20 protein-coding genes and 1 tRNA gene are annotated in these 23,476 nt (G+C 63.4%); 15 read left to right on the forward strand and 6 right to left on the reverse strand.

Annotation, left to right across the window (positions count from 1 at the left end; all coding sequences use genetic code 11):
* Window positions 1-27: 27 nt before the first annotated feature.
* The 4 genes from OG555_RS05315 to OG555_RS05330 all read left to right on the forward strand — a co-directional run bounded on the left by OG555_RS05315 (window position 28) and on the right by OG555_RS05330 (window position 4,188).
* Entirely contained in the window at window positions 28-522 is a 495-nt protein-coding gene (locus tag OG555_RS05315; RefSeq protein ID WP_329481554.1) for a SigE family RNA polymerase sigma factor, read from the forward strand.
* A complete protein-coding gene (locus tag OG555_RS05320; protein ID WP_329481555.1) occupies window positions 519-1,124 on the forward strand; it encodes an META domain-containing protein in 606 nt (201 codons plus the stop codon). The genes OG555_RS05315 and OG555_RS05320 overlap by 4 nt, the downstream gene beginning before the upstream one ends.
* Window positions 1,125-1,216: 92 nt before the next feature.
* Window positions 1,217-2,530 (forward strand): hypothetical protein, encoded by a 1,314-nt coding sequence (locus OG555_RS05325; protein ID WP_329481556.1) that lies wholly within the window; start codon window positions 1,217-1,219, stop codon window positions 2,528-2,530.
* A gap of 200 nt (window positions 2,531-2,730) precedes the next feature.
* Entirely contained in the window at window positions 2,731-4,188 is a 1,458-nt protein-coding gene (locus OG555_RS05330; RefSeq protein WP_329481557.1) for a tyrosine-type recombinase/integrase, read from the forward strand.
* Between the two features lie 13 nt (window positions 4,189-4,201).
* Here the strand turns inward: OG555_RS05330 and OG555_RS05335 are convergent.
* Window positions 4,202-4,277, reverse strand: a tRNA-Arg gene (locus tag OG555_RS05335).
* Between the two features lie 203 nt (window positions 4,278-4,480).
* Between OG555_RS05335 and OG555_RS05340 the strand changes: the two genes are divergently transcribed.
* Window positions 4,481-4,804, forward strand: a complete 324-nt coding sequence (locus OG555_RS05340) for a hypothetical protein (RefSeq protein ID WP_329481558.1) — start codon at window positions 4,481-4,483, stop codon at window positions 4,802-4,804.
* Window positions 4,774-4,911 (forward strand): BON domain-containing protein, encoded by a 138-nt coding sequence (locus tag OG555_RS05345; protein WP_329481559.1) that lies wholly within the window; start codon window positions 4,774-4,776, stop codon window positions 4,909-4,911. The genes OG555_RS05340 and OG555_RS05345 overlap by 31 nt, the downstream gene beginning before the upstream one ends.
* Before the next feature lie 59 nt (window positions 4,912-4,970).
* Here the strand turns inward: OG555_RS05345 and OG555_RS05350 are convergent, their stop codons facing one another.
* Both OG555_RS05350 and OG555_RS05355 read right to left on the reverse strand, forming a co-directional pair.
* Entirely contained in the window at window positions 4,971-5,285 is a 315-nt protein-coding gene (locus OG555_RS05350) for a hypothetical protein (protein WP_329481560.1), read from the reverse strand.
* Between the two features lie 158 nt (window positions 5,286-5,443).
* Window positions 5,444-5,695 carry a helix-turn-helix transcriptional regulator gene (locus OG555_RS05355; protein ID WP_329481561.1) on the reverse strand — a complete coding sequence of 84 codons (252 nt, stop codon included), beginning with the start codon at window positions 5,693-5,695 and terminating at the stop codon, window positions 5,444-5,446.
* Window positions 5,696-5,848: 153 nt separating this feature from the next.
* Between OG555_RS05355 and OG555_RS05360 the strand changes: the two genes are divergently transcribed.
* From OG555_RS05360 to OG555_RS05395, 8 genes are all read left to right on the forward strand, one after another.
* Window positions 5,849-6,082: a hypothetical protein gene (locus OG555_RS05360; RefSeq protein WP_329481562.1), complete on the forward strand. Its 234-nt coding sequence runs from the start codon at window positions 5,849-5,851 to the stop codon at window positions 6,080-6,082.
* A complete protein-coding gene (locus tag OG555_RS05365) occupies window positions 6,082-6,273 on the forward strand; it encodes a hypothetical protein (RefSeq protein ID WP_329481563.1) in 192 nt (63 codons plus the stop codon). The genes OG555_RS05360 and OG555_RS05365 overlap by 1 nt, the downstream gene beginning before the upstream one ends.
* 1,272 nt (window positions 6,274-7,545) lie before the next feature.
* On the forward strand, window positions 7,546-14,022 hold the full coding sequence (locus OG555_RS05370; RefSeq protein WP_329481564.1) for an RHS repeat-associated core domain-containing protein: 6,477 nt from the start codon (window positions 7,546-7,548) through the stop codon (window positions 14,020-14,022).
* A 996-nt stretch (window positions 14,023-15,018) separates the two neighbouring features.
* A complete protein-coding gene (locus OG555_RS05375; protein WP_329481565.1) occupies window positions 15,019-15,339 on the forward strand; it encodes a hypothetical protein in 321 nt (106 codons plus the stop codon).
* Between the two features lie 404 nt (window positions 15,340-15,743).
* Window positions 15,744-16,406 carry a hypothetical protein gene (locus OG555_RS05380; protein WP_329481566.1) on the forward strand — a complete coding sequence of 221 codons (663 nt, stop codon included), beginning with the start codon at window positions 15,744-15,746 and terminating at the stop codon, window positions 16,404-16,406.
* Window positions 16,406-19,258: a hypothetical protein gene (locus OG555_RS05385; protein WP_329481567.1), complete on the forward strand. Its 2,853-nt coding sequence runs from the start codon at window positions 16,406-16,408 to the stop codon at window positions 19,256-19,258. Before OG555_RS05380 ends, OG555_RS05385 begins: the two co-directional genes overlap by 1 nt.
* A gap of 243 nt (window positions 19,259-19,501) precedes the next feature.
* Window positions 19,502-19,840, forward strand: coding sequence for a hypothetical protein (locus OG555_RS05390; RefSeq protein ID WP_329481568.1), 339 nt, complete (start codon window positions 19,502-19,504; stop codon window positions 19,838-19,840).
* Window positions 19,840-20,064, forward strand: a complete 225-nt coding sequence (locus OG555_RS05395) for a hypothetical protein (RefSeq protein ID WP_329481569.1) — start codon at window positions 19,840-19,842, stop codon at window positions 20,062-20,064. The genes OG555_RS05390 and OG555_RS05395 overlap by 1 nt, the downstream gene beginning before the upstream one ends.
* A gap of 9 nt (window positions 20,065-20,073) precedes the next feature.
* Here OG555_RS05395 and OG555_RS05400 read toward each other — a convergent pair whose 3' ends face one another.
* Window positions 20,074-20,718, reverse strand: a complete 645-nt coding sequence (locus OG555_RS05400; protein WP_329481570.1) for a hypothetical protein — start codon at window positions 20,716-20,718, stop codon at window positions 20,074-20,076.
* Window positions 20,719-20,906: 188 nt separating this feature from the next.
* Here OG555_RS05400 and OG555_RS05405 point away from each other — a divergent pair, with 188 nt between their 5' ends.
* Window positions 20,907-21,338, forward strand: coding sequence for a hypothetical protein (locus OG555_RS05405; protein ID WP_329481571.1), 432 nt, complete (start codon window positions 20,907-20,909; stop codon window positions 21,336-21,338).
* Between the two features lie 266 nt (window positions 21,339-21,604).
* Here the strand turns inward: OG555_RS05405 and OG555_RS05410 are convergent, their stop codons facing one another.
* Together OG555_RS05410 and OG555_RS05415 are read right to left on the reverse strand one after the other, a co-directional pair.
* Window positions 21,605-22,435 carry a hypothetical protein gene (locus OG555_RS05410; RefSeq protein WP_329481572.1) on the reverse strand — a complete coding sequence of 277 codons (831 nt, stop codon included), beginning with the start codon at window positions 22,433-22,435 and terminating at the stop codon, window positions 21,605-21,607.
* A 309-nt stretch (window positions 22,436-22,744) separates the two neighbouring features.
* Window positions 22,745-23,434 carry a hypothetical protein gene (locus OG555_RS05415; RefSeq protein WP_329481573.1) on the reverse strand — a complete coding sequence of 230 codons (690 nt, stop codon included), beginning with the start codon at window positions 23,432-23,434 and terminating at the stop codon, window positions 22,745-22,747.
* Window positions 23,435-23,476: the final 42 nt, after the last annotated feature.

A 23,476-nucleotide genomic window follows, 5' to 3' on the forward strand; every position in this document is an offset into this window, starting at 1 on the left:
GTTGTACGCCCAGCCGGGGAGTGGCGAGTGGAGTTCGAGGAGTATGTATCCGCCCGGGGACAGGAACTGGTGCGGCTCGGTTTCACCGTCTCCGGGGACTACCAGCGAGCGGAGGACCTGGCCCAGATCGCGCTGATGCAGGCGTTCCGGTCCTGGCGGAAGGTGCGGAAGGCGGACGATCCGCACCACTACGTCCGGCGGATCCTGATCAACGCCTACCTGTCGATGACGCGGCGGCGCTCGTTCAGCGAGGCTCCGACGGCCGAGCTCGATCCGCAACGGACAGTGCCCGACCACGCCACCAACATCGTGAACTCCGACGACCTCTGGCGAGCTCTCGCCGCGTTGTCGGCCCGGGAGAGAGTCGTGCTGGTCCTGCGCTACTACCAGGACCTGGACGACCGCACGATCGCCGACGTGCTCGGCATCAAACCGTCCTCCGTCCGTGCGACCGCGAGCAGAGCACTCGCGAATCTTCGGACGACCAGGCAGTCCCAGCGCATTGATGAGAGGTTGTCGTGAGCAACACCGATCTCGAGGATGACCTGCGGGGAACCTTCGATCGCGCCGCGGCCTCGGTGCCGCCGGCTACCGACCTGACCGGGCGGGCGACCACGGGCGCGCGGCGGGCTCAGCGCCGTACCTGGATCATCTCTGGAGCCGCCGCCGTCGCGGTCGCCGCCGTTGCCGTCGTGAGCTTCGGCCTGGCCGGTTCGAACAACAAGCCCGTCGAGCCGCCCGTAGCGGGTGGACAGACGCCGGCGGCCACCACGGCGGCGCCGGAGCCGCCCACGGCGCAGAGTGTGTCCGGGACGTGGCGGCCGGTCCAGATCGCCGAGCTCAAGTCGCTCAAGGCGACCCGGCCGGACGATCCGGTGCTGGTGTTCCGCCCCGACGGCACGTGGGGCGGCTCGGACGGCTGCAACGCGCTGCAGGGGACGTACTCCATCGGTCAGCGTGGCGAGTTCACCGCGACGGTCGGCCCGCAGCGCCTGATCGGCTGCGACAACGTGCCGCACACCGCCGTACTGCACGCCGCCAAGCGGATCGCGGCCGACGCCGACAGCCTTCAGTTCTTCGGCGCCGACGGGCGTGAACTTGCGAGATACGCTCGCGCAGGGTAGTCGAATTTGTTCGCGGACGGTGATCGGCTATTGACTGAGCGGAGCCCCTGACCGGACGATGTATGCGGCCGTCCACCGATTTGGGGAGCTACGTGCGACTCTCAGCCACCGTCCCGCTGCTCACACTCGGCTCAGTCTCACTCTTCGCAGTCGGCCTCTCGTCGGCCGGTGCGGTTGGCCCTTCGGCTGGCGCGGTTGGTTCTTCGGCTGACGCGGCGGCTTGCTCGCATGCCCAGCCGAGTGCGAGCTCGGTCGAGTCCAAGCGGCTGACGCAGCCCACGTCAGCAAAGGATCCGCGGCCGCTCGGCGAGACACTCGGCGACGGGATCAACGCCGCCGTCCGCTCGCTCGAGCCCCTGGACGCGACCGGCCGACCGAAGTCCGGACTGCCCTACGGTTTGAGCCAGGGCGTGATCGGCGTGGTCGGCTCCGCTTCGACCGGCTACAAGGTCGTGGTCGACGGCGCCAAGCTGGACGCGAAGAAGTACCAGTCCGCGATGGCCCGCAACGTCCCCGCCGCCGGCAAGCAGCTGGTCGGCATCGAGCGCAGCTGCCGTTCGGCCCAGTCGATCGCCGATGCCTGGACCTCGGTCGGCGCCCGCTCCTGGTCGGCCGACGCCGCCCGTACGACGTTCGCCGCGGATCTCGACCCGGTCAGCGAGGACATCGTGGTCGAGTACGACCAGGCGAGCACCTCCCCCGCGTCACTCGATGGCTTGCGCGGACTGTCCGACGTACAACTCGTCGCCAGCTCACTCGCACGGACGTCCCGGCTGAGCGACACACCGAACGGCGGCCACTGGGGTGGCGCCCGGATCACGTCGGCCCTGAAGAGCTGCACGGCCGGCTTCTCCGTCGTACGGCGTTCCACCGGCCAGCGCGGCTCCGTCACCGCCGGCCACTGCGGCGGGCCCGGGACGGTGTGGAAGTCCGGCACCAACTACTACGGCACCACCACGATCCGGACGAACTATCCCGACTACGACCAATCCCTGGTGACCGGCAGCAGCTACGGCCCAAAGATCTGGACCGACGGCCCCGGCGACACGCCCAACACCCGCACCGTCACCGGCGGCGCAGACCCCGGCGTCGGCACGGTCGTCTGCCAGTCCGGCAGCTTCAGTACGTCGCTGTGCGGCATCACGGTCCGTTCGACGTCGGCGAAGTACTGCGACACCGAGGGCTGCACGACGTACGTCATCCGCGCCACCCGCGGTGGCCTGATCGCGATCATCGGCGGCGACTCCGGCGGCCCCGTCTACACCCGCCCCGGCTCCTCCACCGCCACCATCCGCGGCATCACCTTCGCCGGCGCCGGCTGCGCCTCCTCCCGCTGCACCACCCTCTACGCCGAGCGCTACGCCTCCATCGCCGGCCACCTGGGCGTCTACGCCCTCACCGGCTGACACCCCACCCTCCGCTAAGCTGTCCCCGCGTGCGCCCCCGTAGCTCAGGGGATAGAGCGTCGGTTTCCTAAACCGTGCGTCACTTTCTCGAACTAGCTCCTAGAAAGTGGCTCTGACCAGCGAGAACTGTATACCTCAACTCGACGCTCGATGCGTCATGGGAACACAAATGGGAACACGCCGCCGCTACCGTGGTCACCGTGAGCAAACGATCGTCTAACCGCGGCCACATCGAGGCGCGGCCGAACGGAACGTTCCGCGCGGTCGTGTCCGCCGGCATCGACCCCCTTACCGGCAAGCGCCGTTTCCTCAGGGAAACTGCGCCCACGGAGAACCTTGCTCAGAAGGCCCTCACCAACCTGCTCCACCAGGTCGACCACCAGACGCACGCGCGGAGCGACCTGACGCTGCGTGAGGTCATCGAGAAGTGGCTAGTCATCAAGGAACCCGTCCACGCGAGGCGTACCAGGGTCCGCAACCGCCAACTAATCCGCGACTACATCGAACCGCGCTTTGGCTCGATGAAAGCCGCAAAGATCGACGCCGAACTCCTCGAGAACTACTACGCGCTGCTCCAGACCTGCAAGCACAACGGCATCCGCCTGGCTCCGCACAAGGATCATGAGTGCGAGCCCCTGGCGAACAGCTCGGTTCGTGCCATTCACTTCATCCTCCGAGCGGCTCTCGACCGCGCGGTGAAGTGGGGTTACCTCGGTAAGAACGCTGCAGCCCTGGCCGAACCTCCGTCCTTCGGAACGCCAGAGCCGGACCCCCCAACCCCTGAGGAGCTCGCGCCAGTCATCAACGAAGCATGGAGAGATCCGGCCTGGGGCCTGTTCCTGTGGCTGACGATGATCACGGGCAGCCGGCGCGGCGAAATTTGCGTGCTCCGATGGACCGATGTCGATCTGTCACGCTCGACCATCATGGTGGAACGGGCCGGCGATCAATACGACGGGGAAGTCGTAGAAGGTCCCACAAAGAGCCGGCAGAAACGACGGGTCAGGCTGGATGAGTACACCGTCGACCTCCTCCGCGCATACCGAGCCAGATGCCGGCACCAGTGCGACGAACTTGGCGCCGAGCTCGCGCGGAACGCCTTCGTCTTCTCTCTAGCGCCGGACTTCTCGCGCCCGCTGAAGCCCAACACGGCGACCCAGCGGTACCGGCGACTTGCAACCCGGAACGAGCTTCGAAGCACCCGCCTCCACTCGATCCGGCACTACTCCGCGACCGAGCTGCTCGCGGCCGGTATCGACCTGCGGTCGGTGGCCGGACGCCTCGGCCACGGCAGCGGCGGAGCAACGACACTGAAGTTCTACGCTGCCTGGGTCGAGAAGGCGGATACGGCAGCTGCCGAGGCACTGGCGCACTCAATCCCCCGCCCTGACTTCGGCCAGCGCAGACCACGGCACGCATTCGAAAAGCTCGCCGCCGAACTTCGGACCGCGATCGAATCAGGCCACTATCCGGTTGGCTCGGAACTGCCATACGCACGTGAGTTGGCCGCTACCCACAACGTCTCCGTAGGCACGGTCAGCCGAGCGATCGCTGATCTGAAAGTCCGCGGACTGGTCGACGCCCGACAGTACCAACGAGCCACAGTCGTCAGCAGGGAGGCGGCGCGGCCCGGCGCTCCCCTAGAAGGTGCTGGTTAGGCCGTCGCTGTGTTGGTGCCCCCGGCAGGATTCGAACCTGCGGCACATGGTTTAGGAAACCATTGCTCTATCCCCTGAGCTACGGGGGCAACGCGCGGAGCCTAGCGTAGCGGAGACCTCCGCGCAGAGAGGAGGGCGCCTGGTCCGGGGCCGATCGGGCACCTGCAGGCACGCCGATACACGGGATCGATCGGCTTCGTAGCCGGGCCACGGAGGTGATTTGACTGCACCTCATCCGATCGCCCAGGCCTCCCTTGTGGGGCCCTCGCGGCGCACAATGGGATCCGAGACAGTGACGAACGCGCTGAAGGCGATGATCATCATGCGCAAACTGCTCGTGATCGCCGCGGCGGCCTGTGCCGCCGTCGGAGCGAAGATCGGCATCGACAAGCTGCGACGATCCAGTCGAGCCGAGAGCACCATCGCGGACCTGCGCCGCCGAGGCCATCATCTCGCCGGCCAGGCGAAGGGCGTGGCCTACCACACGCTGCGGCGCCACCCGGACGCCAACGTCGACGACGCGACGTTGGCCGACCACGTGCGCTCCAGCATCGGGCCGTTGGAAAAGCGCTCCACGTGCCACGGGTGCACGTCACGGTCGAGAACGGCACGGTGATCCTGCACGGCGAAGTCCCCAACAACGAGGCGGAAGCCGAGATCGTCAAGGCCGTCGAGGGCATCGCCGGAGTCCGCGACGTGCGGTCGCACCTCACAACCACCTGACACCGCCGCGAGAGTCCTCAGCGCCCACACCGCCGGCGTCGTGAACAAGCACCGCGGCCTCAGCACTGTCGAGCAGGGCACATGAGCCGAGCCGAGGGGTGCCGTGGCGGGTCAAGAGTCGCGCTCCTCGATCGCTTGCGACGTCGGAGGCGCTGGCGACGCGCAAACACTCGGGCGGCCTTCCAACCGGCCTGCGTCTCGTGCTTGCCGATGTAGAACGCCATGCCGGTCGTGATCTCGCGCGGCGCATTCTTCTCCGCGTCGGCGTCGACCGATTTGCTCCGCTCGTTGCCGATCGCGCCAACGACGGTGACGCGGCCGCCTATCCCGAGGAAGGCGAGTATGCCCAGGACGATGAAGACGTTCCGCACCATGTGCTTTCTTCTTCGGCGGCGGCATCGTCGGCTGCATCGGCGCCTGGGCATGCTGCGGCGGAGGGTACTGCTGTGCCATGAATCCCGGCTACTAGTGAATGAGCCACTCCTGGCTCAGCGGGAGATCAGGGCCTGCGCAGATACTCTCTGTCCAATCGCTATTCGAGGCGCAGCGCCCGGAAGCTCTCCTCGTCCACGCCGCTCAGCAGCTCGCGGAGGCCCACGTCGAGAGCCTGGCAGAGGGCGATGGCGTCGGCCACGGTGACTCGCCGTGTGCCCGCTTCGAGGGCGCTGACGCTCTGCCTCACCCATCCGAGGTCGATGGCCAGATCCTCTTGGCGTTCCCGTCGCCTCGCTCGGAGGGCGCGCACGTTCGCTGCAATGGCCGCGTCGATCTCCTCTGGTGACACAGCGGCATCCTTCCCGCCATTGCCGCCTTCAGCATTTCGTGATAACTAGCATGACGCATCTATTCGCTGCGCAAAACATCTTGCAGTTGCGCACGTCATGTCATACGGTCGTCACGCAAGTGAATCCGACGTAGATCCATCTGGGGGCGCGCGGTGTCGACCGCACGGCAGTCTGATCGCAACACGAGTGGCTTCTGGAAGATCCAGCTCTGGCTCGGGGACCACCTGATCGAGGAGCACATCGCGCCGCCCGAGCTGGCGCAGGTCTACGCCGATGTCATCCGCAATCGGATCGCCGGCCTCTCGGATCGCCGACTGAAGTGCGTGCCACTGAGCATCAACGAGCTGGCCTACCCCGACACCCGACCGTACGACCCGCGCGACTGATGGCCGGCATCGAGCGCGATGCTCGGGTCCGTCATCCGGAGTACGGCGACGGCACGATCGAGGCTGTCGCCGACGAGGTGCTCATCTACTGGGATCAGCCGCTCCACGAGTCGGCCGGCCGACACCGGCTCTATCACACCAGGGCGTTCGTCGCCGGCCTGGAGACACTGTCCTCGCCCGAGGACCCATAGCGGCGGGGCGCGCTCCCCTGTTCGTCGCCGACGCGCCCCGCCCCCGCCTTGGTTCCCACGCACATACACGGCGGGGGCGAGCCATGTCCACTGTCGGCCGGCCATCATCGCAGCCTCCCCGCCGAGCGCGCCACGCCGGGTGAGGCCTTTCCTCGCGCGGGGTCGGTCCACGTCGGTCTGCGGTTCGTCTACCAAGACAAACTTCATGCAGCCAGCGGGCCAGGCTGAGTTCTATCGAACCGCCGACCTTCTCATTACGAGGAAGACCTACACCGTCGCATCCGCTCTCTACGAGCGCTTCTAGCAACACGACCGCCCCCAGGAAGCGCGAAATTCCCCATGCGTATCCCTCGTTTCGTGCCACGAGTCATGCCATGCATCTCGACCACGCCTCACTGTCTGCCGCACGTCAGGTCAGTCAGGAGGATCGAATGTCGCTTCGACAGCGCGGTACCGCTCCGTGCCAGTCTCCGGAGCGCTGTGGGTGAAACGTGTGCTCGATCCAAGACTTCGGCTCACCGAGCACACGATTCACGTCTCCGATCCCGCGACTGGTCATGCAAGTCAGAACATGTGTTCGATCAGTACGCAGAGGTGAAGTGCCCGACATGACATGAAGTGCCCGATAATCAAAGCGGCTCAGGCCGGCTCGGAGGGGGCTGCTGCGTCCGCCGGCTTGGTAGGGCAGCGGGTCAGCAGATCGTACGTGTCCAAAGCTGGGATGCATCGGGCACAACTCGTCGAATTGCTGATCTAGCGAAGACTCTAGTCCGGAGCGAGATTTGGTGTCACGCTCGGGACATGGGAACGACACGCGTGGACCCCGACCGCATTTTCGCGCTTGCGTCGCAGTATAGGTGGACGGCCAAGAGCAGCACTGAAGGTGCACGCAACGATCATCTGGACCGATTGCGGTGCGAATTGCTGGCGCGCAGCGATGCCACCGAAGCCGCTGTCATCGCTGATCTTCCACCCCCGCCGACGCCCGATCAGCATCGCGAAGTGCCGCGGTCGCGCGGAGCGGTTGACCTGACACGGCCAGCTTGACCACTCCGGATCCGCCCAGGTCTGGCAACCGTCGCCCTGATTCCCAGCACGGGCCCGTCGGTCGAGCATGCGGCCGACGCCGCATCTGCCAAATGTTCGGACTGTGCAATGTTCCCTCTATTGGTCATCGACTCCACTATCCGTGACTGTGGCGGAAAGAAGCGCCAAGAGGCCGAGCCCGGATGCGAAAGTGCTGCTCTTTCGCTTCTCGGAAGGATCGAATCCGTGGATCGCGACAAGGATGTTAGTTCCAGTATCGTCATTGAGACCGAGAACGTGAACGGTGTCACGCCGGGCAAGATCGGGCGTGGGACGTTCGAAGTGACATACGACGGCGCTGCGACCTATGCGCTTCCGTTGTGGGTGCCTCCGGGTAGGCTCGGCATTCAGCCTGAGCTTGCCGTGCACTATCACAGCCGGGGAGGTAATGGCCTCCTTGGAGTTGGCTGGTATCTCAGCGGCATTCCGCAGATTCGTCGCAGTCGCAAGACAATCGCTGACGATGGTTTCGAGGCGCCCGTTCGTTTCGACAGCAGCGATCCTTTCACTCTGGACGGGGAGCGGCTTGTTTTGGTGAACGGCACGCATGGGGTCGATGGCGCCGAGTATCGGACGAAGCGCGACACGTTCATGAAGATCATTCTCCACGACGTCGACTCGGCGCCCGATGGCCGTATCCTCGGACCAACCTGGTTCGAGGCGTTCCACAAGGATGGGCGTATCTTGACCTTCGGCGGTATCGGGAGCGGCGACCTGGGATCGCGCTTCGAGGGGATCGCGCAAGAATTCGACCCTGTGCCTATGCCGCGGCCGATTCCCGACCGAACGGTGCCATTGACCGGACAGAGGTGGGCGGAGTCGGTCGTTATCTCGAATCGGATGGTTCGTGATGCCTGGGGCCTTCAGAGCATGCGTGATCGGTCGGGAAACATGCTCATCGTGTACTACGAGGGGTATCCATTCCGGCCCGGTGCGCCTCCGGCTGCGCGGGATTTCATCCCGAATCGCATTGAGTACACCGGATCTTCAGGTGACAGGACACCGGCGCTCCGTTCCGTCGACTTCGTCTGGGAGGAGCGCTCGGATCGCGAGATGAAGTTTGTGTCGGGCCTTCGTGTGACGCAGAACAAGAGGCTAAAGGAGGTCCGTATGAGCGGGCCGGATCCGACCACGACGGATCCGTCCAATGTTTCACTCCTGCGTCGTTACGCATTTGCGTACAGAAACGACAGCGTGAGCGGCCGCAGCCTCCTCGTGAGCGTTCAGGAGCTCGACGGTTTCGGGGTCGCCAAAGGTGCCCACAGGTTCGACTGGGAGCTCGGACAGAGGACCTTCCACGAGATCCCGACCGGCATCTCGGACATCAAGACGACGCCAGCGGGTCGCAGCCCGCTTCCGGGCCGGATTCGCGTCGCCGATTTTGACGGCGACGGGCGGGACGACATCCTCTACGTACCCCGCAGCGATCTCAATCATTTCCACATCATCCGATCCGATCCTTCGTCGCCGACGGGCTTCACAGCCCCGTACAACACGAGGATCCCCGTGCCCGCCGCTGACAGCCAGGACGGCCGCGTCTACGTGTACCCGGATCCGGCGGGCGACTTCATGAACATATTCGTTCTCGACGACAGCGCGCAGCCCGGAACGATCGGTAGCCCTACCTACCGCGTCTATCATGCCGGGATCGATCGCTCCGGCGCGTCGGGCAGCATCGGCTCGTTCTGGGTATTTCCGGGCAGACCCATTTTTAATGGCGACTCGGTCGAAGGACCAATCCAGGTGGTTGACCTTGATGGCGACGGCCTGCCGGACTTGCTTCATGGTGACACGGACGCCGGCGGTCCAGAGCCGGTCTGGCACATGCGTGCAAACCTGGGCGGAAACCTGAATTTCGACGACGAGTATCAACCGCTCGGCGTGTTCGCGTCCGACTTCCTGACGGCAAACCTCGATGGAGGGACGGCTACGAGTCTTCTTATTAACGATGCGGGAAGGTTCGGTGGCGATCCGCGCTACTCAGAGTTGAGCGTGACGCGTCGGGGGACGAACGTGACAACCGCCGTGACCCTCGGAACGCTGTGGCGCGATCAGGACTATGTTTTCGGCGACTTCACGCGCGTTGGCCTGTCGTCGGCCTTCAGTCTCAGCAGCAATGGCGCGACGTCCGACCCGATACTCACCGAAAACACAGGTGGCGGCTTCGGGCCGCCTGTGCCATTCGTGCTGGCTCTGGAGCAACCCCCGAGTAACTTCCTGCCGGCGCTGCGCGTCTTTGATTGGAACCAGGATGGCCACGCCACGGTGCTGGCGCGAACCCGCACGGTGGCGGAGCTGAATGATCCGATGTTCGTCCTCCGATGGGAAGGGTCGGGATTTTCGCAGGTGCAGCTTCCCTTCACGAGTAGCTGGGACCAACGCGTCCCTGAGCAGTTCGATGTCTTCGAGGTGATGGACTATGACGGGAACGGCCTCGACGATGTTGTCATGGCGAGCGACGGCCAGTTGCGCGTGTTTGTTCGCGAAGGCAGCAAGGCCGATATGCTCACATCGGTCGTCGACGGGCTCGGCGCGCGGATTGCGATCACGTACGCGCCAATCTCGGATCCCAGTGTGCATACGCCGGAGTTTGGCTACGTGTATCCCCAGCGCGCGATCGCGGGAAAGGTATGGGTTGTCAAAGAGCACAGCGATGACGACGGTATCGGTGGCGTCAACACGTATGTATTCACATACCGCGGGGGAATAGAGGACGTCACCGGGCTGGGGTTCCTCGGGTTCCACGCGCGGGATGTGCTGCACTTGGAGACAGGCGTCACGGCGCACACCACTTACTTTCCGGAATTCGTCGGCTGGGGCGGCATCTACCCACTGCTTGGTTTGCCGATGAGCGAGGAAACGCACATCCCGCTTGCGAACGGCGTCGAGCGGGTGACGACGATGCATACTACGTATGCGACGCGGCCGGGCCTGGGTAAGGTCCCGTTTTTCAGTTTTCCATTATCGATCGTGGAGGAAAATGTTGAGAACGCGAACGGCGTCCCCACGATGCCCGTCCGACGGCGCACGATTACGCAGGATATGGACGCATACGGAAACGTGACGACCTTTAGCGAGGTATGGAGCGACGGCAATAAGCATACGTCCACGTCAAGGTATGCAAACAACCCGACCAGCTGGTTGATCGGTCTGCTTACCATGATCACGGAGCAGAGCAGCACGCCCAATGGGATGACTCAGACGCGGAAGCGGGCATACCAGTACGACACGCGGGGGCTACTCTGGCGCGAGATCATCGAGCCGGGCCCGCTCGAGCCACGCCCGCTGGGTACCACGGGTTACGCGCCACTCGGACCGCAACCGGACGGTGTACAGACCTTGTACCGGTCCATCGATCGCTACCCGAACGGTAACTTCTACCGGATCGTCGAGGAGGAGACGAACGCATCCACGGGCATGAAGCGTTCGAGAACAATCATCTACGATGATCTTGAGCAGCTCTTTCCCGTCGAGGTGGACAACCTCCTCGGTCATCGCGTTCGCGCCACCTATCATCCAGGCCTAGGGGTGATCGCAACACTTGAGGATCCCAACGGTGTGCGTCGTGTTCGGCAGTACGACGGCTTCGGACGGTTCCGGCATGAAGCGTCGCCTGATGGTGACGACGTCACCGCGGACTACGTCGAGGCTGACGGCACAACGCGAGTCACCATCACGCGAGCCTCGGGGGCCCAGGTGCAGACGGACTATGACCTGCTTGGCCGTGTGGTCCGGGAAACCGTCAATGCGCGAGACGACGGGGCCGCCACAGTCCGCGAAATCCGCTACGATGGGCTCGGCCGGGTGGCACAATCGTCCCGTTCGCATTTCATCGGCGCACCGCCGGTTTTCGACACCTTCTCATACGACACCCTCTCACGACCGACGGGCTGGGTCGGCCCCGACGGAAGCACAAGATCCGCCGAATACCGCGGCGAATGGGTCATTAGGACTGACGCAAACAAGAATCCGACGGCGGTTCGAGTCGACGACCTCGACCGCGTCATATTCTCCACTGATCGCGATGCCGCACTCGTGGCGAGTGCCACGGGTCCGCAGGGCACGGCATATGAGCATGGGCCGTTCGACACCGTCGTGTCCGTCACTGATATCGCGGGCCACAGGACTGTCGCGAGAAGTGATCGCTTGGGGCGGATGATTGATCTGAAGGACCCCGACCGCGGCCACCGCACGTTTGAATTCAACGTGTTTGGTGACTTGACGCAGTCGACCGCGGGAACACAGATCACAACCTATCACTACGATGATATCGGACGACCCTCGTTGATCCACGATACTGTCGATGGAGACGTCCAGTACACCTGGGACACCGCCGCGAATGGGATCGGAAAGATCGCCCAAGTCGAGGCGCCTGTTTCAGCCAAAAAGACCTATTCGTACGACACAGCGGGTCGCCTCGTCGGGAAGACATGGGACATCGCAGGTAACGGCTACACGGTGGGGTATGGGTACGACAGCGTCGGCCGACTGGCGAGCATCTCGTATCCGAAGGTCGGGTCGGCACGGCCGTTCGTGCTCGGCTATGAATACGGACGATTCGGGCAGCTCCTGCGAGCGGCCGACACAGGCCCCGGCGGGAACGTCTTCTGGAATTACGTGAACATGGATGCGGCCGGCCTCTTCGGGGAGGCGCTACTCGGCAACCAGCTCCGAGAGGTGTGGAACGAAGATCCCGCCCGACCAGGTGTGATGAAGTCCATCCTCACGCTCGACTCGCACGATAACACCATCAGAGCCCTCGCCTATGCGTTCGACGCGAACCTCAACCTTCGCACTCGCGAAGACCAGGTTCTGAAGACTAAGGAGACCTTCGAGTGCGACCCCCTCAATCGTCTGAACCGATGGACTTGGAAGCGCGGTGTGCGATCGCGAGGTGTTCGCTGGGAATACGACGACATCGGAAACATTCTGAAGCGCGCCGTGGACGTCGGGCCCGGCGCCGACCTTGTTTACACCTATGATCCTTCGGTCGCCGGCCCGCACGCCGTAATTTCGACGACGCGTGGCGCGTATACCTACGATGTGTGCGGCAACCAGACAGGTGCTCCTGGACGGACGGTCTCCTTCGGCCGCGGTGATCTTCCCACCCAAGTACGTCAGAGCGGCAAGAAACGTCCCGGGACGATCGACTTTATGTACGACGGCGAACTGGACCGTGTTCGGACCGTCGACTCCATTACGCAGATCACATCGGACACGGTGGACGGGCTCTACGAATACCGCCGCCCCACCGGCAAGCCAGGCCCGGATGGTGAACATATCTTCTTCATCTGGATAAATGGACGCGCGATCGCCTGCCGTATATGGATGATCGTACGCGGGTCCTTGAAGGCAGACCAAGTAGAATATCTCCACGCTGACCATCAGGGATCGATTGACCTCATCACCGACTCTAAAGGCAGAATCGTCGAGCGGCGTAAGTACGATCCCTTTGGACGACGCGTGGACCCAACCGACTCCGCAAAACCCGCTCCTTCTCTAAGGGGCGACCCCCATACCGGATTCACTGGCCACGATCACATAGACGACGGCTGGGACCTCATCGACATGAAGGGCCGGTTCTACGATCCCGTCGTAGGCAAATTCCTCACTCCTGATCCCTACACGCCGCGACCCCTGAACCCCCAGTCATGGAACCGTTACGCGTATGTGCTCAACAACCCGTTGACCCTTCGCGATCCCACCGGATTCGACGATCTAGACGGAGACGACGGTGTTGACATCAACCGTACGGACGATACCTCGGTATCGAAGTCGCCGGGTCCACGGTATTCCGACACGAAAGGAAACCCAAAGTACGAATCCTGGGTGTTCGGCCATCGGAGTGGCACGGCGGGAGTCGGTGGGCGGGAGCAAAATGCTGCACCTGGAATCACATCTCTAAAGGGCTCCCTCGCCGACACGAAATGTGCCGACGCACACACCATTGGGCGAACCGATGGACTGGGCCAAACCCCGCCCGAGAAAAACGGGGGAAACGAGAACGGTTTTGGTGACCCTGGCCAGGTTGGGCCTCCACCGAACGCTGGCATCGCACAGAGCCACGCCAACAACTCTGCACAGATCTATCTCAATCTGACAGCTAGGCTGGATCGAGATAGAGCGCGCGGATACATGGACAAGGCTCCCTTCGCAAATCCGACGCGCAACGTGGCGTACGGATTCATCACTGCGTCGTTGGGGCTCGGTTACGGGCTCATGTCTTTCGGTCCGCTCTTGGAGTTTGTAGGCGTGGGGGCGATGGGCGCGGAGGCTGTGGAGGCGACTGCCGCGGGACAGGCACCACGCATCATTTTGAGCCGGATCACGCCCTCGTGGGGATCATGTGCGGAGGCATACAAGAGGGTATTGCATATTTTGCTGAATCACGCGGAAGGTCTGGCTCCGGCCGGCAGGAGCTATTTCCTCCTGGGAACCAATGTGTTGAGACTGCTCGAATTGGCGGAGGAAGAGCTCCCATTACTGCAGAAGAACGACAGAATCGCCACTATCGTGAAGGCTCCGTTCATAATTGGGTTCGACGCGACCACTCGGACGCCAGTTGGGGGACCGGCGCCAACACAGTGGTATACCGTGATCACGGAAATGTCTGGTTGCCTCTACAATATATTCCCGGGCCTCCCGGGCAAGTCCAACTTCTAGAGTCCCTATTCCAGGCCGCGGATCTCGCGCACGACTTCCTCGACCTCTAACCAAGTCTTAGGATCTGTTGGAGCCCAAGCGGCGACGGCAGGTTCTGAGGAAACCCTGCCGCGAATGCGCGGCAATTCTGCGATCAATCAGTGCTCATGCAGGCAGAAGGAGCTTGGATGTCGGAGCCGCCAGCGAGAATAAGCCTTTGGTTCCTCGGATCTGTCTTCGGCGCAGTGCTAGTGACAGGGATCGTAGTGGCGATGATTGGCATCTCTAGAGATCACAATGCGCAGGACGCTGCGGCGCTAGTATCTGCGGTCTTGGCACCAGCTTCCGGCATCGTGGGGCTGCTCGTCGGACATCACGTTGGGAGCAGGCGTCCCTGACCGACGGGGCTTGCCAACTTCAGCTCGACTGGGCCGGTCCGGGTCACCGCTGCCACAGCTGCATCGGACCGGGCGTTCGAACCGGACATCAGACCGAGGGCACGCTTCCGAGGTTTCGACCTTGCCGATCCCTGGCGCTGCAGGATCCGCAGCGACGGCACCAGCACGCCCTCAGTGTCCTCGCTCGCCCACGGAGCGCTTGCGCGGCATCTCCATCCGGATCCGCTTCGGCACTCCCACCGCGAATACTCCCGACGCATCTCAGGGACGGGGGCCTCCACCTTGCTGCAGACCGCACGAACCGCGTCCAGGCGCCGTACTAGACGCGAATTTCCTCCTCGGTGCCCAGGATTTCGCACCACGACCGGCACCACGCCTCGCTGCTCCCGCCGAGCTTGCATAAGCGGCGCGCCGTCAGCCGCAGACATCTGCCTGACACGGCAAGATCGTGCCCGTGAATGTCCCCAAGGATGCAGACGGTCCAGCGCGCTTCTTAAGTGGGCCGAGTCTTGAGCTGGACTGGCCAACGCCCGTCCGAAGCGGGACAGAGCCCGGACAGGTGAACGGCCACAACCGGCCGCCCGACGCGATCGAGTCGGTGCGGTGGCTTGGATGGTGGGTGGATCCAGTCGACCTCGTCGCGTGGCACCCTGACGACTGGTCATACGGCGTGTACCTGACCGAACTCGCTGACGCTCGTCATGCACTGTTCATCGTGACGCACGTCGCGAGCCGCTACCACCATCCCGGTCCACTCGCTGGCGACCGGACCGCCCGCTGGCGGCTTTCGGTCGGCTTCACCGTGCTGCTCGACGAGGTCCTCGGTGTTCGCGAAGTCATGGCGCAATACCCGTACCGCGTGCCGACAGCCGCCGAGGTCCGACTGCGTCTCACACAGATCGCCGAACGAGTGGCCGCCGGCAAGGACAAACTCGACTGACACGCACCGCCCGGTCCCTTCGACAAGGCCAACCATCGGATCACCACCGCCTGGACCCGACCGCTGGCTTCGTCACCAAGGCGCCAATACGGTGACAGCGGAGTTGCACCTTCCAATCGCACGAGGCTCCCAGACCGGTAAGTTGACCCCATGCTCCCCAGTCGCCAATGTCAGACGGTGATGACCGAGTGGACCTCCAGCGACCGCGAGAGTCGACATATCTGGTTGAACGTCGTCGTCGCCAAGAAGGACCCTGACTGCCTGGAGCACATCGTCGCTCAGGAGATGAGGTGCAACCGCGGTGCGCGCTTGACGAAACTCATGAATCAGTCGACGCGCGACAGGCGGGGCCGACTAGGCGACGTACCGATTGCAGATGAGCAGTGGTCGAAGGGCACTGTCTGGTGAGCAACGCAGCCGAGTTCGATGCTCGTCAGAATGGTGTGATCAAGGCCTTGCAGGATCGAAGCCCCAAGCTCGCCGGCATATACAAGACTGCACTGCGCACGTTGCGTACCGACCCGGACGTAGATTGCGAAGCCGCCCGCGTTTCGAGCATATGCCATTGCATGCGAGAACTTATGGCGAATCTTCCAGGGCTCCTGGCCGACACTGCTATCCCGAGGCCCAAACCTTCGTCAAGCGCCCTAGTCGCCAAATTGCCGAACCTGCTCGCGAAACACCCTGATGTCGATCTTGGCGTTGATCAGGACGTCGTGCCAGTTCCGAAAGTTGTGGCCAGACAACTGGACGCCCTGATCAGGGCACGAATCCAGGAAGACGGTCGGAACCGAAGCAACGCCGCTGCACTCGTGACAGGAAGTAGCGACGCGGAGCACCCAGCGATCAAGCAGTGGCGGGACGCCTATGAGTTCTTCGTAGGATGGGCGCACCTCGACCGAAATCACGAGCGCGAGCGCGAGCTTCCTTCCGATGAGGAGATTCGCAGCACCATGCGCGTCGTCGAAGACGTCATCGAGGTTCGTACAGCCGTCTTTTTTGAGAATCTTCATTCTCTTGAGGACCTCCTCGCAGAGATTAACGGCCCGCTTGAAGAGGATGCGTGATGGCGAAGTACCAAGCACCTTCCGAAAATCAGGTCAAGGAAGCCCTGAGGAGGATCCCTTCGTTTCAATTGAGACGCGCATTCTTCGAAGGACTCAAGAACCCGCTATGGGTCGAGCCCCTAGCAAAGGAAGGCGCCTTCAAGGACCCACCCCAGCCCGAGAAGATGGATGATGGGCTCATTCGAGACATCTATTGGCCAGAGATGGGCTACCTGATTCGTGCTGCCCCAGAGGCGCCGGCAGCTGTCGTTGATGTGCTGCTGAAGCTCTCTAGGAGCAACAACGCCTGGGTGAGACGAGGGTTGTTCACGATTGGCGCGTCTATCCCGGCAGATCAGGCCGCACGCCTACAGCCGGTTATCAGGGCGTGGCAGTCGACTGGCTTTGGATGGCGAACCGACCCTCAGGATCTCGCTGCCTTTGCAGTGAATCTTCTCCAAGGAGGACGGTATGAAGCCGGCAAGTGGTTCGCGAATCTCATTTTCAACCCGTCCAAGAGAAAGCGAAACCAAAAGCCGGATCTTGCGCTTGAGGACTATTGGTACGAGACGGAACTCCCGAAAATTGTTGCTCATCTCGGGGACGACGGGCTGTCTCTGGTGTTGCCCTGGCTGGTGGCGTATGAACGCTATAATGGGCATCTAACCAAAAAGTTCGACATCACCTATTTCTTACGGGATTCGGTACGCGTCAGGACCGATTCGCACGATCGTATAGAACAAGTGCTCATCGATGCAGTTAGAGATCTGGCGATCAGAGCAATGCTTGTGGACGCCTCCGGGGCAAAGGAGGTGCTCCTCAAGACCGAAATGATCCTCGCTCGCAAGATTGCATTATTCGCGCTTTCAGAAGCGATCAGGCGCGTTACGGATGATACTTCCAAATTGGCACACATTGTCCCCGTTGCCACCGAACTCCTACTCGAGGAGAAGTCCGGCGACGCCGGCTGCCGCCTCGACTATGCAGAGTTGGCTCGAGCTGTGGCCGGTGTGGCGCCAGAATCGCTTGATGGACTTGATCAATTCATCGAGATCGGCCCGCGTGTTGAAGGCGACCGACTCCGCGAGTTGGTACGTCGAGACGGAGACGACGACGCGGACGTTGATGAACGAGTTCAGGAGTACCGCGAGCAGTGGCAGCACCGGTGGCTGTCTGCAATCGGGACGGAGGCCCTAACAGCGCGGTTGCAGACACGACTTGCAGAGCTTGACTCGAAGTACGGCGTCATTGAGGCACCGCTCGAACCGACACCTCGCATCACCGGTTGGACGGGGCCGAACAGTCCCTTAAGCCAAGACGAGATGGCGACTATGAGCCCCGCCCAGCTTGTCGCCCACCTCGAAAGCTGGCATGACACCGGAAACGGATTCGGACCGGAGCCATCGCATGAGGGCCAGGGGCGTGAGTTGACTGCGCTCGTTACCACGAACCCGAAGGCAATTGCCGGCATCGGCGACCTCCTCGTACGGCTCCGTCCTACCTACTTGAGGGCCATCCTGACGGGGTGGGAGGCGGCGGTGAAGGCCGACCTGCAGCTAGATTGGGGCCAGGTCGCCGACCTCATAAGCGGCGTTCTCGGCCACAGTGACGAGTCATCCTTCCCTGCAGAGGGCGGCCAGGGCGATGACGACGTCGACTTCCGCGGAGCAAAGCAAGCTGCCACAGGACTCCTCGAAGAGTTCGCCAAGAAGCGCACGCAGCCCACGATCCCGGCGGACGCCATGTCGCGCTTCGCCGACATGCTCATCAGTTCGGGGGCCGATGACACTGCCTGGAACGAGTACACCAACCATGACTACGACAGCTGGATGGATCCGCTCACTACCTCGCTGAACTGGCAGTGGCCGATCAGAGTCCGAGGGCTGATCTACCTGATGTCTCACGGCAAAGACACCGCTTGGTACGAAGCGGCGAGATCTGCGCTCGAAGCCGAACTTGCGCGAGAGGACTCGCACGGCGCATCGAGAGCTGTCATCGGTGAAGGTCTAGGCCGGCTGCTCACTGTCGACGAAGACTGGCTGAGGCCACGCGTTCCAGAGCTGTTCGGCTCGGAGGCCGGCCTGACCATTGAGCAACAGGTGGCACTTACAACGGCGATGGCAGTGCATCACTACCATCCAACACTCTATGAGTTGCTTGGCCCGTCTATGGTCGCCGCAATCCGCTCCAAGGTACCGATCAGCTCCGGCTGGAACTCGCAGACCGATCCTCTTCAAAGAATCGGCGAATGGGTCATCGACGCCATCATCCGTGGGCACAAAAACCTTGATGACCCTGTGGCTCACGAGTTCTTCACGAACGCACCAGCGAAGGTCCGCGGCGAAGCAGTTGGACACATCGCGTGGGCGTTCATGCACGCGGAGACAGTCGATGACGCACTCCGCGATCGGTTCGCTGATCTGTGGGATACACGGGTAGCCCACGTGCGAAGCCATCCGGACGAAAAGGAAGAACTCGATGGATTCTACTGGTTCGTGAAGAGCCACAAATTCGCGATCGAGTGGTGGCTTCCACGCCTGAAAGAGGCTGCAGAGCTCGATCCAAGTCTGAGCAGTGACCGCTACATGATCGGTAAGGAGATCGCCACGTCGGCAGACGTCGATCCGCGCACAGCGTTCGAGGTCTTAAAGCTGCTGCTTAAGGCCGGCGCGTCCGGTGCGACCAGTTACGACCTGACACGCAACGCGGTTCCGGTCGTGATCGCCCGAGCTATCTCGTCAGGCGACGACAGCCTTAAACAAGACGCGGCGGCGTACATGAACTACCTCGGGGAAGAGGGCAACATCTCGCTAAAGGGCGAGGTGGACAAGGTGCTAGAAGGCAAGATCACCCAGGCTGACGTCGATGACTAGCGTAGACGTCCGCGAGCGATAGATGGCCTAGTCAACTCGGTTGTAGGCACAGCTCACAACCTCCGTGGCCCCCGGCGCCGCTGTCATCACATGGCTACAGATTGGCTCCAATCACGCGCTCTGCGACGATCCGCTGCCGCTGGGTAGTTCTACTCAGCCGCCATGGCGTCGCCATAGCGTCCATGGCGTCGAGTCCATGCAGGCCACTAGAACATGCTTTCGAATGTGTGGCATCCTGGCGTCATGGTGGGACGGTTCAATGTGCGCGAGGGCTCGGGCGACGAGGACTGGTCGGTGTGGGACAACGCGGCGAACGGCAACCGGGGAGCGGGCCTGTCCGAACAGGCCGCCCATCGGCTCGCGGCGGACCTTGAGTTGCAGTACGACGTGTACGGTCCGCGGTCACCGGATCATGTCCGGCGGGTCGACCCGCCGGTGCCGGTGGAGAAGGCCTGGCAGCCGGCCGGGTTCCTGGACGCCTGGATCTTCGAGCAAGGAACCTGGCTCGGGCGGGTCAAGGGCAAAGATGACAAGGTCTCCTGGATTCCGCAGGCCGAACTGCGCCGGGCCGAGCAGTTCTGATGGCCGCCGCCGACCGGGGACCGGTCAACCGGCTGCAGGGCGGTCCCAGCGACAAGTGGCAGTACTGCGAGCAGGACTTCCTCGAATGCATCCGGGCCGCGCAACGGATGCATCGCAGGGTCGGCGATCCGGCGGGCTGGCCGCTGTCGTACGAGCGGCCGGTGTCGTGGCTCGTCTGGGTGTGGCGGGAGGGAAGGAACTGTCACCTGAACCCGATCGAATGACCTGATCCTTCACTGCGCGGTATCGCCGCGGCGGCGGAGCGGCCGGGCGATCACGCGGTCGCGGCGCGCCCGTCGCGCGCGGCGCGCGCGGCGGATCATTTCGATCCGGGCGGGGTCGAACCACCACTGCCGGTCCTGGAAGACGGCCGGCAGTTTCTCCGCCGCGGCCATCTGAGTCACGTAGATTGCGGTGAGCCCCAGGCGTTCTGCGGTCTGTTTGGTGTTGAGGTACCCGGGCGGGCCGGCGGGGCGCCGGATCGGCGGCTGGATTTTCGCGGCCGCGATGGCCGCGAGGTCGGCGGGGTAGACCATCGACTTCGTGCCGGGGACGAGCGGCAGGTGGCCAGTGTCCACGAGTTCGCGGATCGCCTTGAGCGATCGCCCAAGCATGGTCGCCGCGTCTTTCAGCGGGATCGGTTCGCCCTTGTCGCGCAGCGCCTCGACCTCCGACAGCAGCAGCGGGCGGCCGTTGTTCGGCGGCCCATGCCGGGGCAGCCGGCCCAGCGCGATGAACCGGTGGACCTGCGCGGGTTTCTTGCCCAGGACAACGGCTCCTTGCGCGATAGAGATCCGGGGATCGGCGACCATCCGGGGCTGCCCGAGCAGCGGATCGACGGGCAGCTCGCCGGGTTCTTCGTGCTGATCGGCCGCCATGCACCAAGCCTCACACGGATCCATGGCGCTGTGCGGACCGCGAAACGCCGTGCCGTCTCGGCGCCGGCACCTGGCCTCGGCGCGCCGCCGGTTCGGCGAACTCCGGCCGGCGAGCGAAGCGCGGACCGAGTTCGAGACCAGTTCCTGCCGCTAGAAAGTGTCGGTGCTCGGTGGGATCGTGGGGTGGCATGAAGCTGATGGGCCGGGATTTCGACCGCATCCAACGGGAACACCTGCGCGGTGTGAAGGTGACGGAGTTCGCTCATCTGTGGTGGCAGGCCGAGCAGCGCTGCGATGCTTTGCGTGCCGAAGACCAGGTCGATTGGTACCTGGTTGGGGTGCTTGCGGCGTGCCGGTGGATCGCTAACGCGTGGATTCCGTACGACGGCCCGATCGGCGGTCGCAACGGTGAGATGGCCAAGACGCCGCTGACCCTGAAAAGTGCGTGGGTGATCGAGGAGCTCATCGAGGAAGAGACGATGTGCGCTGAGCGGATGGTCGGGCGGTGGGAGTGGCCAGGTCGCCCGGGTTACGTCGAAGGAGTGGCCGCGACGTTCGCCTGGACGTGGCGACGTTCGGGTGTGCCACCGATCCAGGTGGAGCAAGCGCACGCGAGCTGACCAAACGCACATCGAGAAGGGGCCACACTAGATACCGGACGGTTCCGCCCGGCCGACTCGGCACTCGACCTGATGCGGCTGCGCCTGACTGCTGCACAAGACGACCAACGGCACGACAGCATCGCCGACAGATTGATCACGTACTGCGCACGTCGGACGCCCTCCGCGCGCCGGCGTCACAATGGCGTCGATCCTGCCGCGAATCGGGCTAGGCGCCAACACATCCTGGAGCAGCGACGCGTGCGACAACTGTTGCCTGAGAGGAATCACGCGATGTCCTGTTCATCCGGGGACCATTCGAAGAGCCTGTTCCCGGCGATCTCCAGGTCGGGAGTTACTGCTTCGCCGTTCACCACCGGCACGCGCATGAGCAACGCGAACTGTCCACCCGGGAAGCGATTGGCAAGGTAGGCCTCGTTGCGTTCGCGGATCGCGTCGTCGGTGAGAATCCGGACAGCCCCCAGCACACCGCGGCTGTAGACACCGTTGCAGATGGTGATCGTCCGGCTGTGGTTGTATGGATTGCGAAGCCGGGCGAAGAACGCGACGTCCTCGATCAAGTCACGGCGGGCGCCGTTACTCCAGGCGTCGTGCGCTTGAGACGCATCGAGTGAGGCTTTGCTCGGCTCGTCGTCCGCGGCGCCGCGCCGTTCTTCCCATAGCGGCAGGAAGTCCCGGCTGTCCCGGGTCCGGAAGATCTCGCCGTCCGCCACAGCAGGCACCGACAATTGCCGCACGGGCAGATCGTCGAGCATTGGCAGCAGCCGACTAGTGACCTGGTTCCAGGCGACGCCCCCGATCAGGATCAAGTGGCCGGAGAGATGGTCGGCGCTGATCTCCGAAGGCAGCCGGTGCCGGACCCGGAGCTCCGGGTTCGACGCACGCACATGACCCCACATCTCGATCAGCGCGTCGAGATCGGCGTACCGGTACAACCTCATGTAGTTCGGGTTGTCCACGTCGGCCAGCGGCGAGCGACCGTAGTCTGGTACCTCGGGGCAGACGATGGAGATCCGCCCGCTCTCGAAGTCGAAGGCGTACGGCGTGCTGAGCGGAAGCTTGACCTCCTGACGAACGGCATCCCGGAGACCGGCCAACTCACGGTGGAGTGTCCGAAATACTTCGCGCTCCGCGGGCGTCAGGTCGTGTTCTCGTGGTGGGAGGCCGTCACCGTCTGACGGCGGACGGGAGAAGAAGAGGGCGTAGGAACGCAGGCGCTCCTCGGGCGGCAGCTTGGGATTGGTCTGCGATTCCCACGAGCTGATAGTCGCGACGGCGACCCTCGATTCGCCACTGAGCGCACGAGCCAACTCTGATTGGGTGAGTCTCTCCGATTCTCGCAGATCTCGAAGTCTCCGGGCGAGCCTTACGGCTTCCGGTGAAGGGGCCACTGCTGCCTCCTGGGGTCAGCGCAGTTCGCGGAACAGGACGATGTCGCTGGTCTCGCTCGAACTGGCGGCGGTTCCGGTGCGGTGGTACGACACGATGCACTCGAACCCACGCGGGAACTCTCGGCTCAGGTCGGCCACGCGCTTGATCGCGTTGACAGCGACATAGGCAGCGGCCATGCAGCCATAGCCATAGACACCGGCCAGCACGATGACGTGCTTGCCCTTCTTGTACGGGCTGGGTGCTCTGACGATGATGCCGTAGTCCCAGATGTCGTTCTGGTCTTCGGTCATGACCCAGCGCTGCTTGTGGATCAGGTCCTCGACGAAGTTCCGGTCGGACTCGTCCCGGGCGATCGTGACAGTGCAGTTCAGCCGCTTGAGCAAGTCCTTCGTCACTTCGTTGACGTCGAGCCCACCGACCACGATCAGATTGTCATCCCGGCGATCGCCGAGCTTGTCATCCGCCCGCACGGTCACCATGTGCCTGCGGCCGGCCTTGGCCAGGCCAGCCTGTACTCGAACGATCGCCTCGTGGTCGCCGCGCCCCATCAGGCCGGTCGGCTCTTGCTCGGCCAGGTTCTTCACCACACAGGGAAGCAGCTTGGTCGCCTGCTCCTTGAGATCGTCCGGCACCCGATCCGGAAGGTCCTCCGACAGCATCTGCGCGCTCAAGCTGCCTTGGACGATGCACGCGTCCTCGCCCATGAATGGACCCCACATAGCGCGGACGTCCTTCGAGCCGGCTCT

The sequence above is a fragment of the Kribbella sp. NBC_01484 genome, from assembly GCF_036227145.1.
In the GTDB taxonomy this organism is placed as follows: Bacteria; Actinomycetota; Actinomycetes; order Propionibacteriales; family Kribbellaceae; genus Kribbella.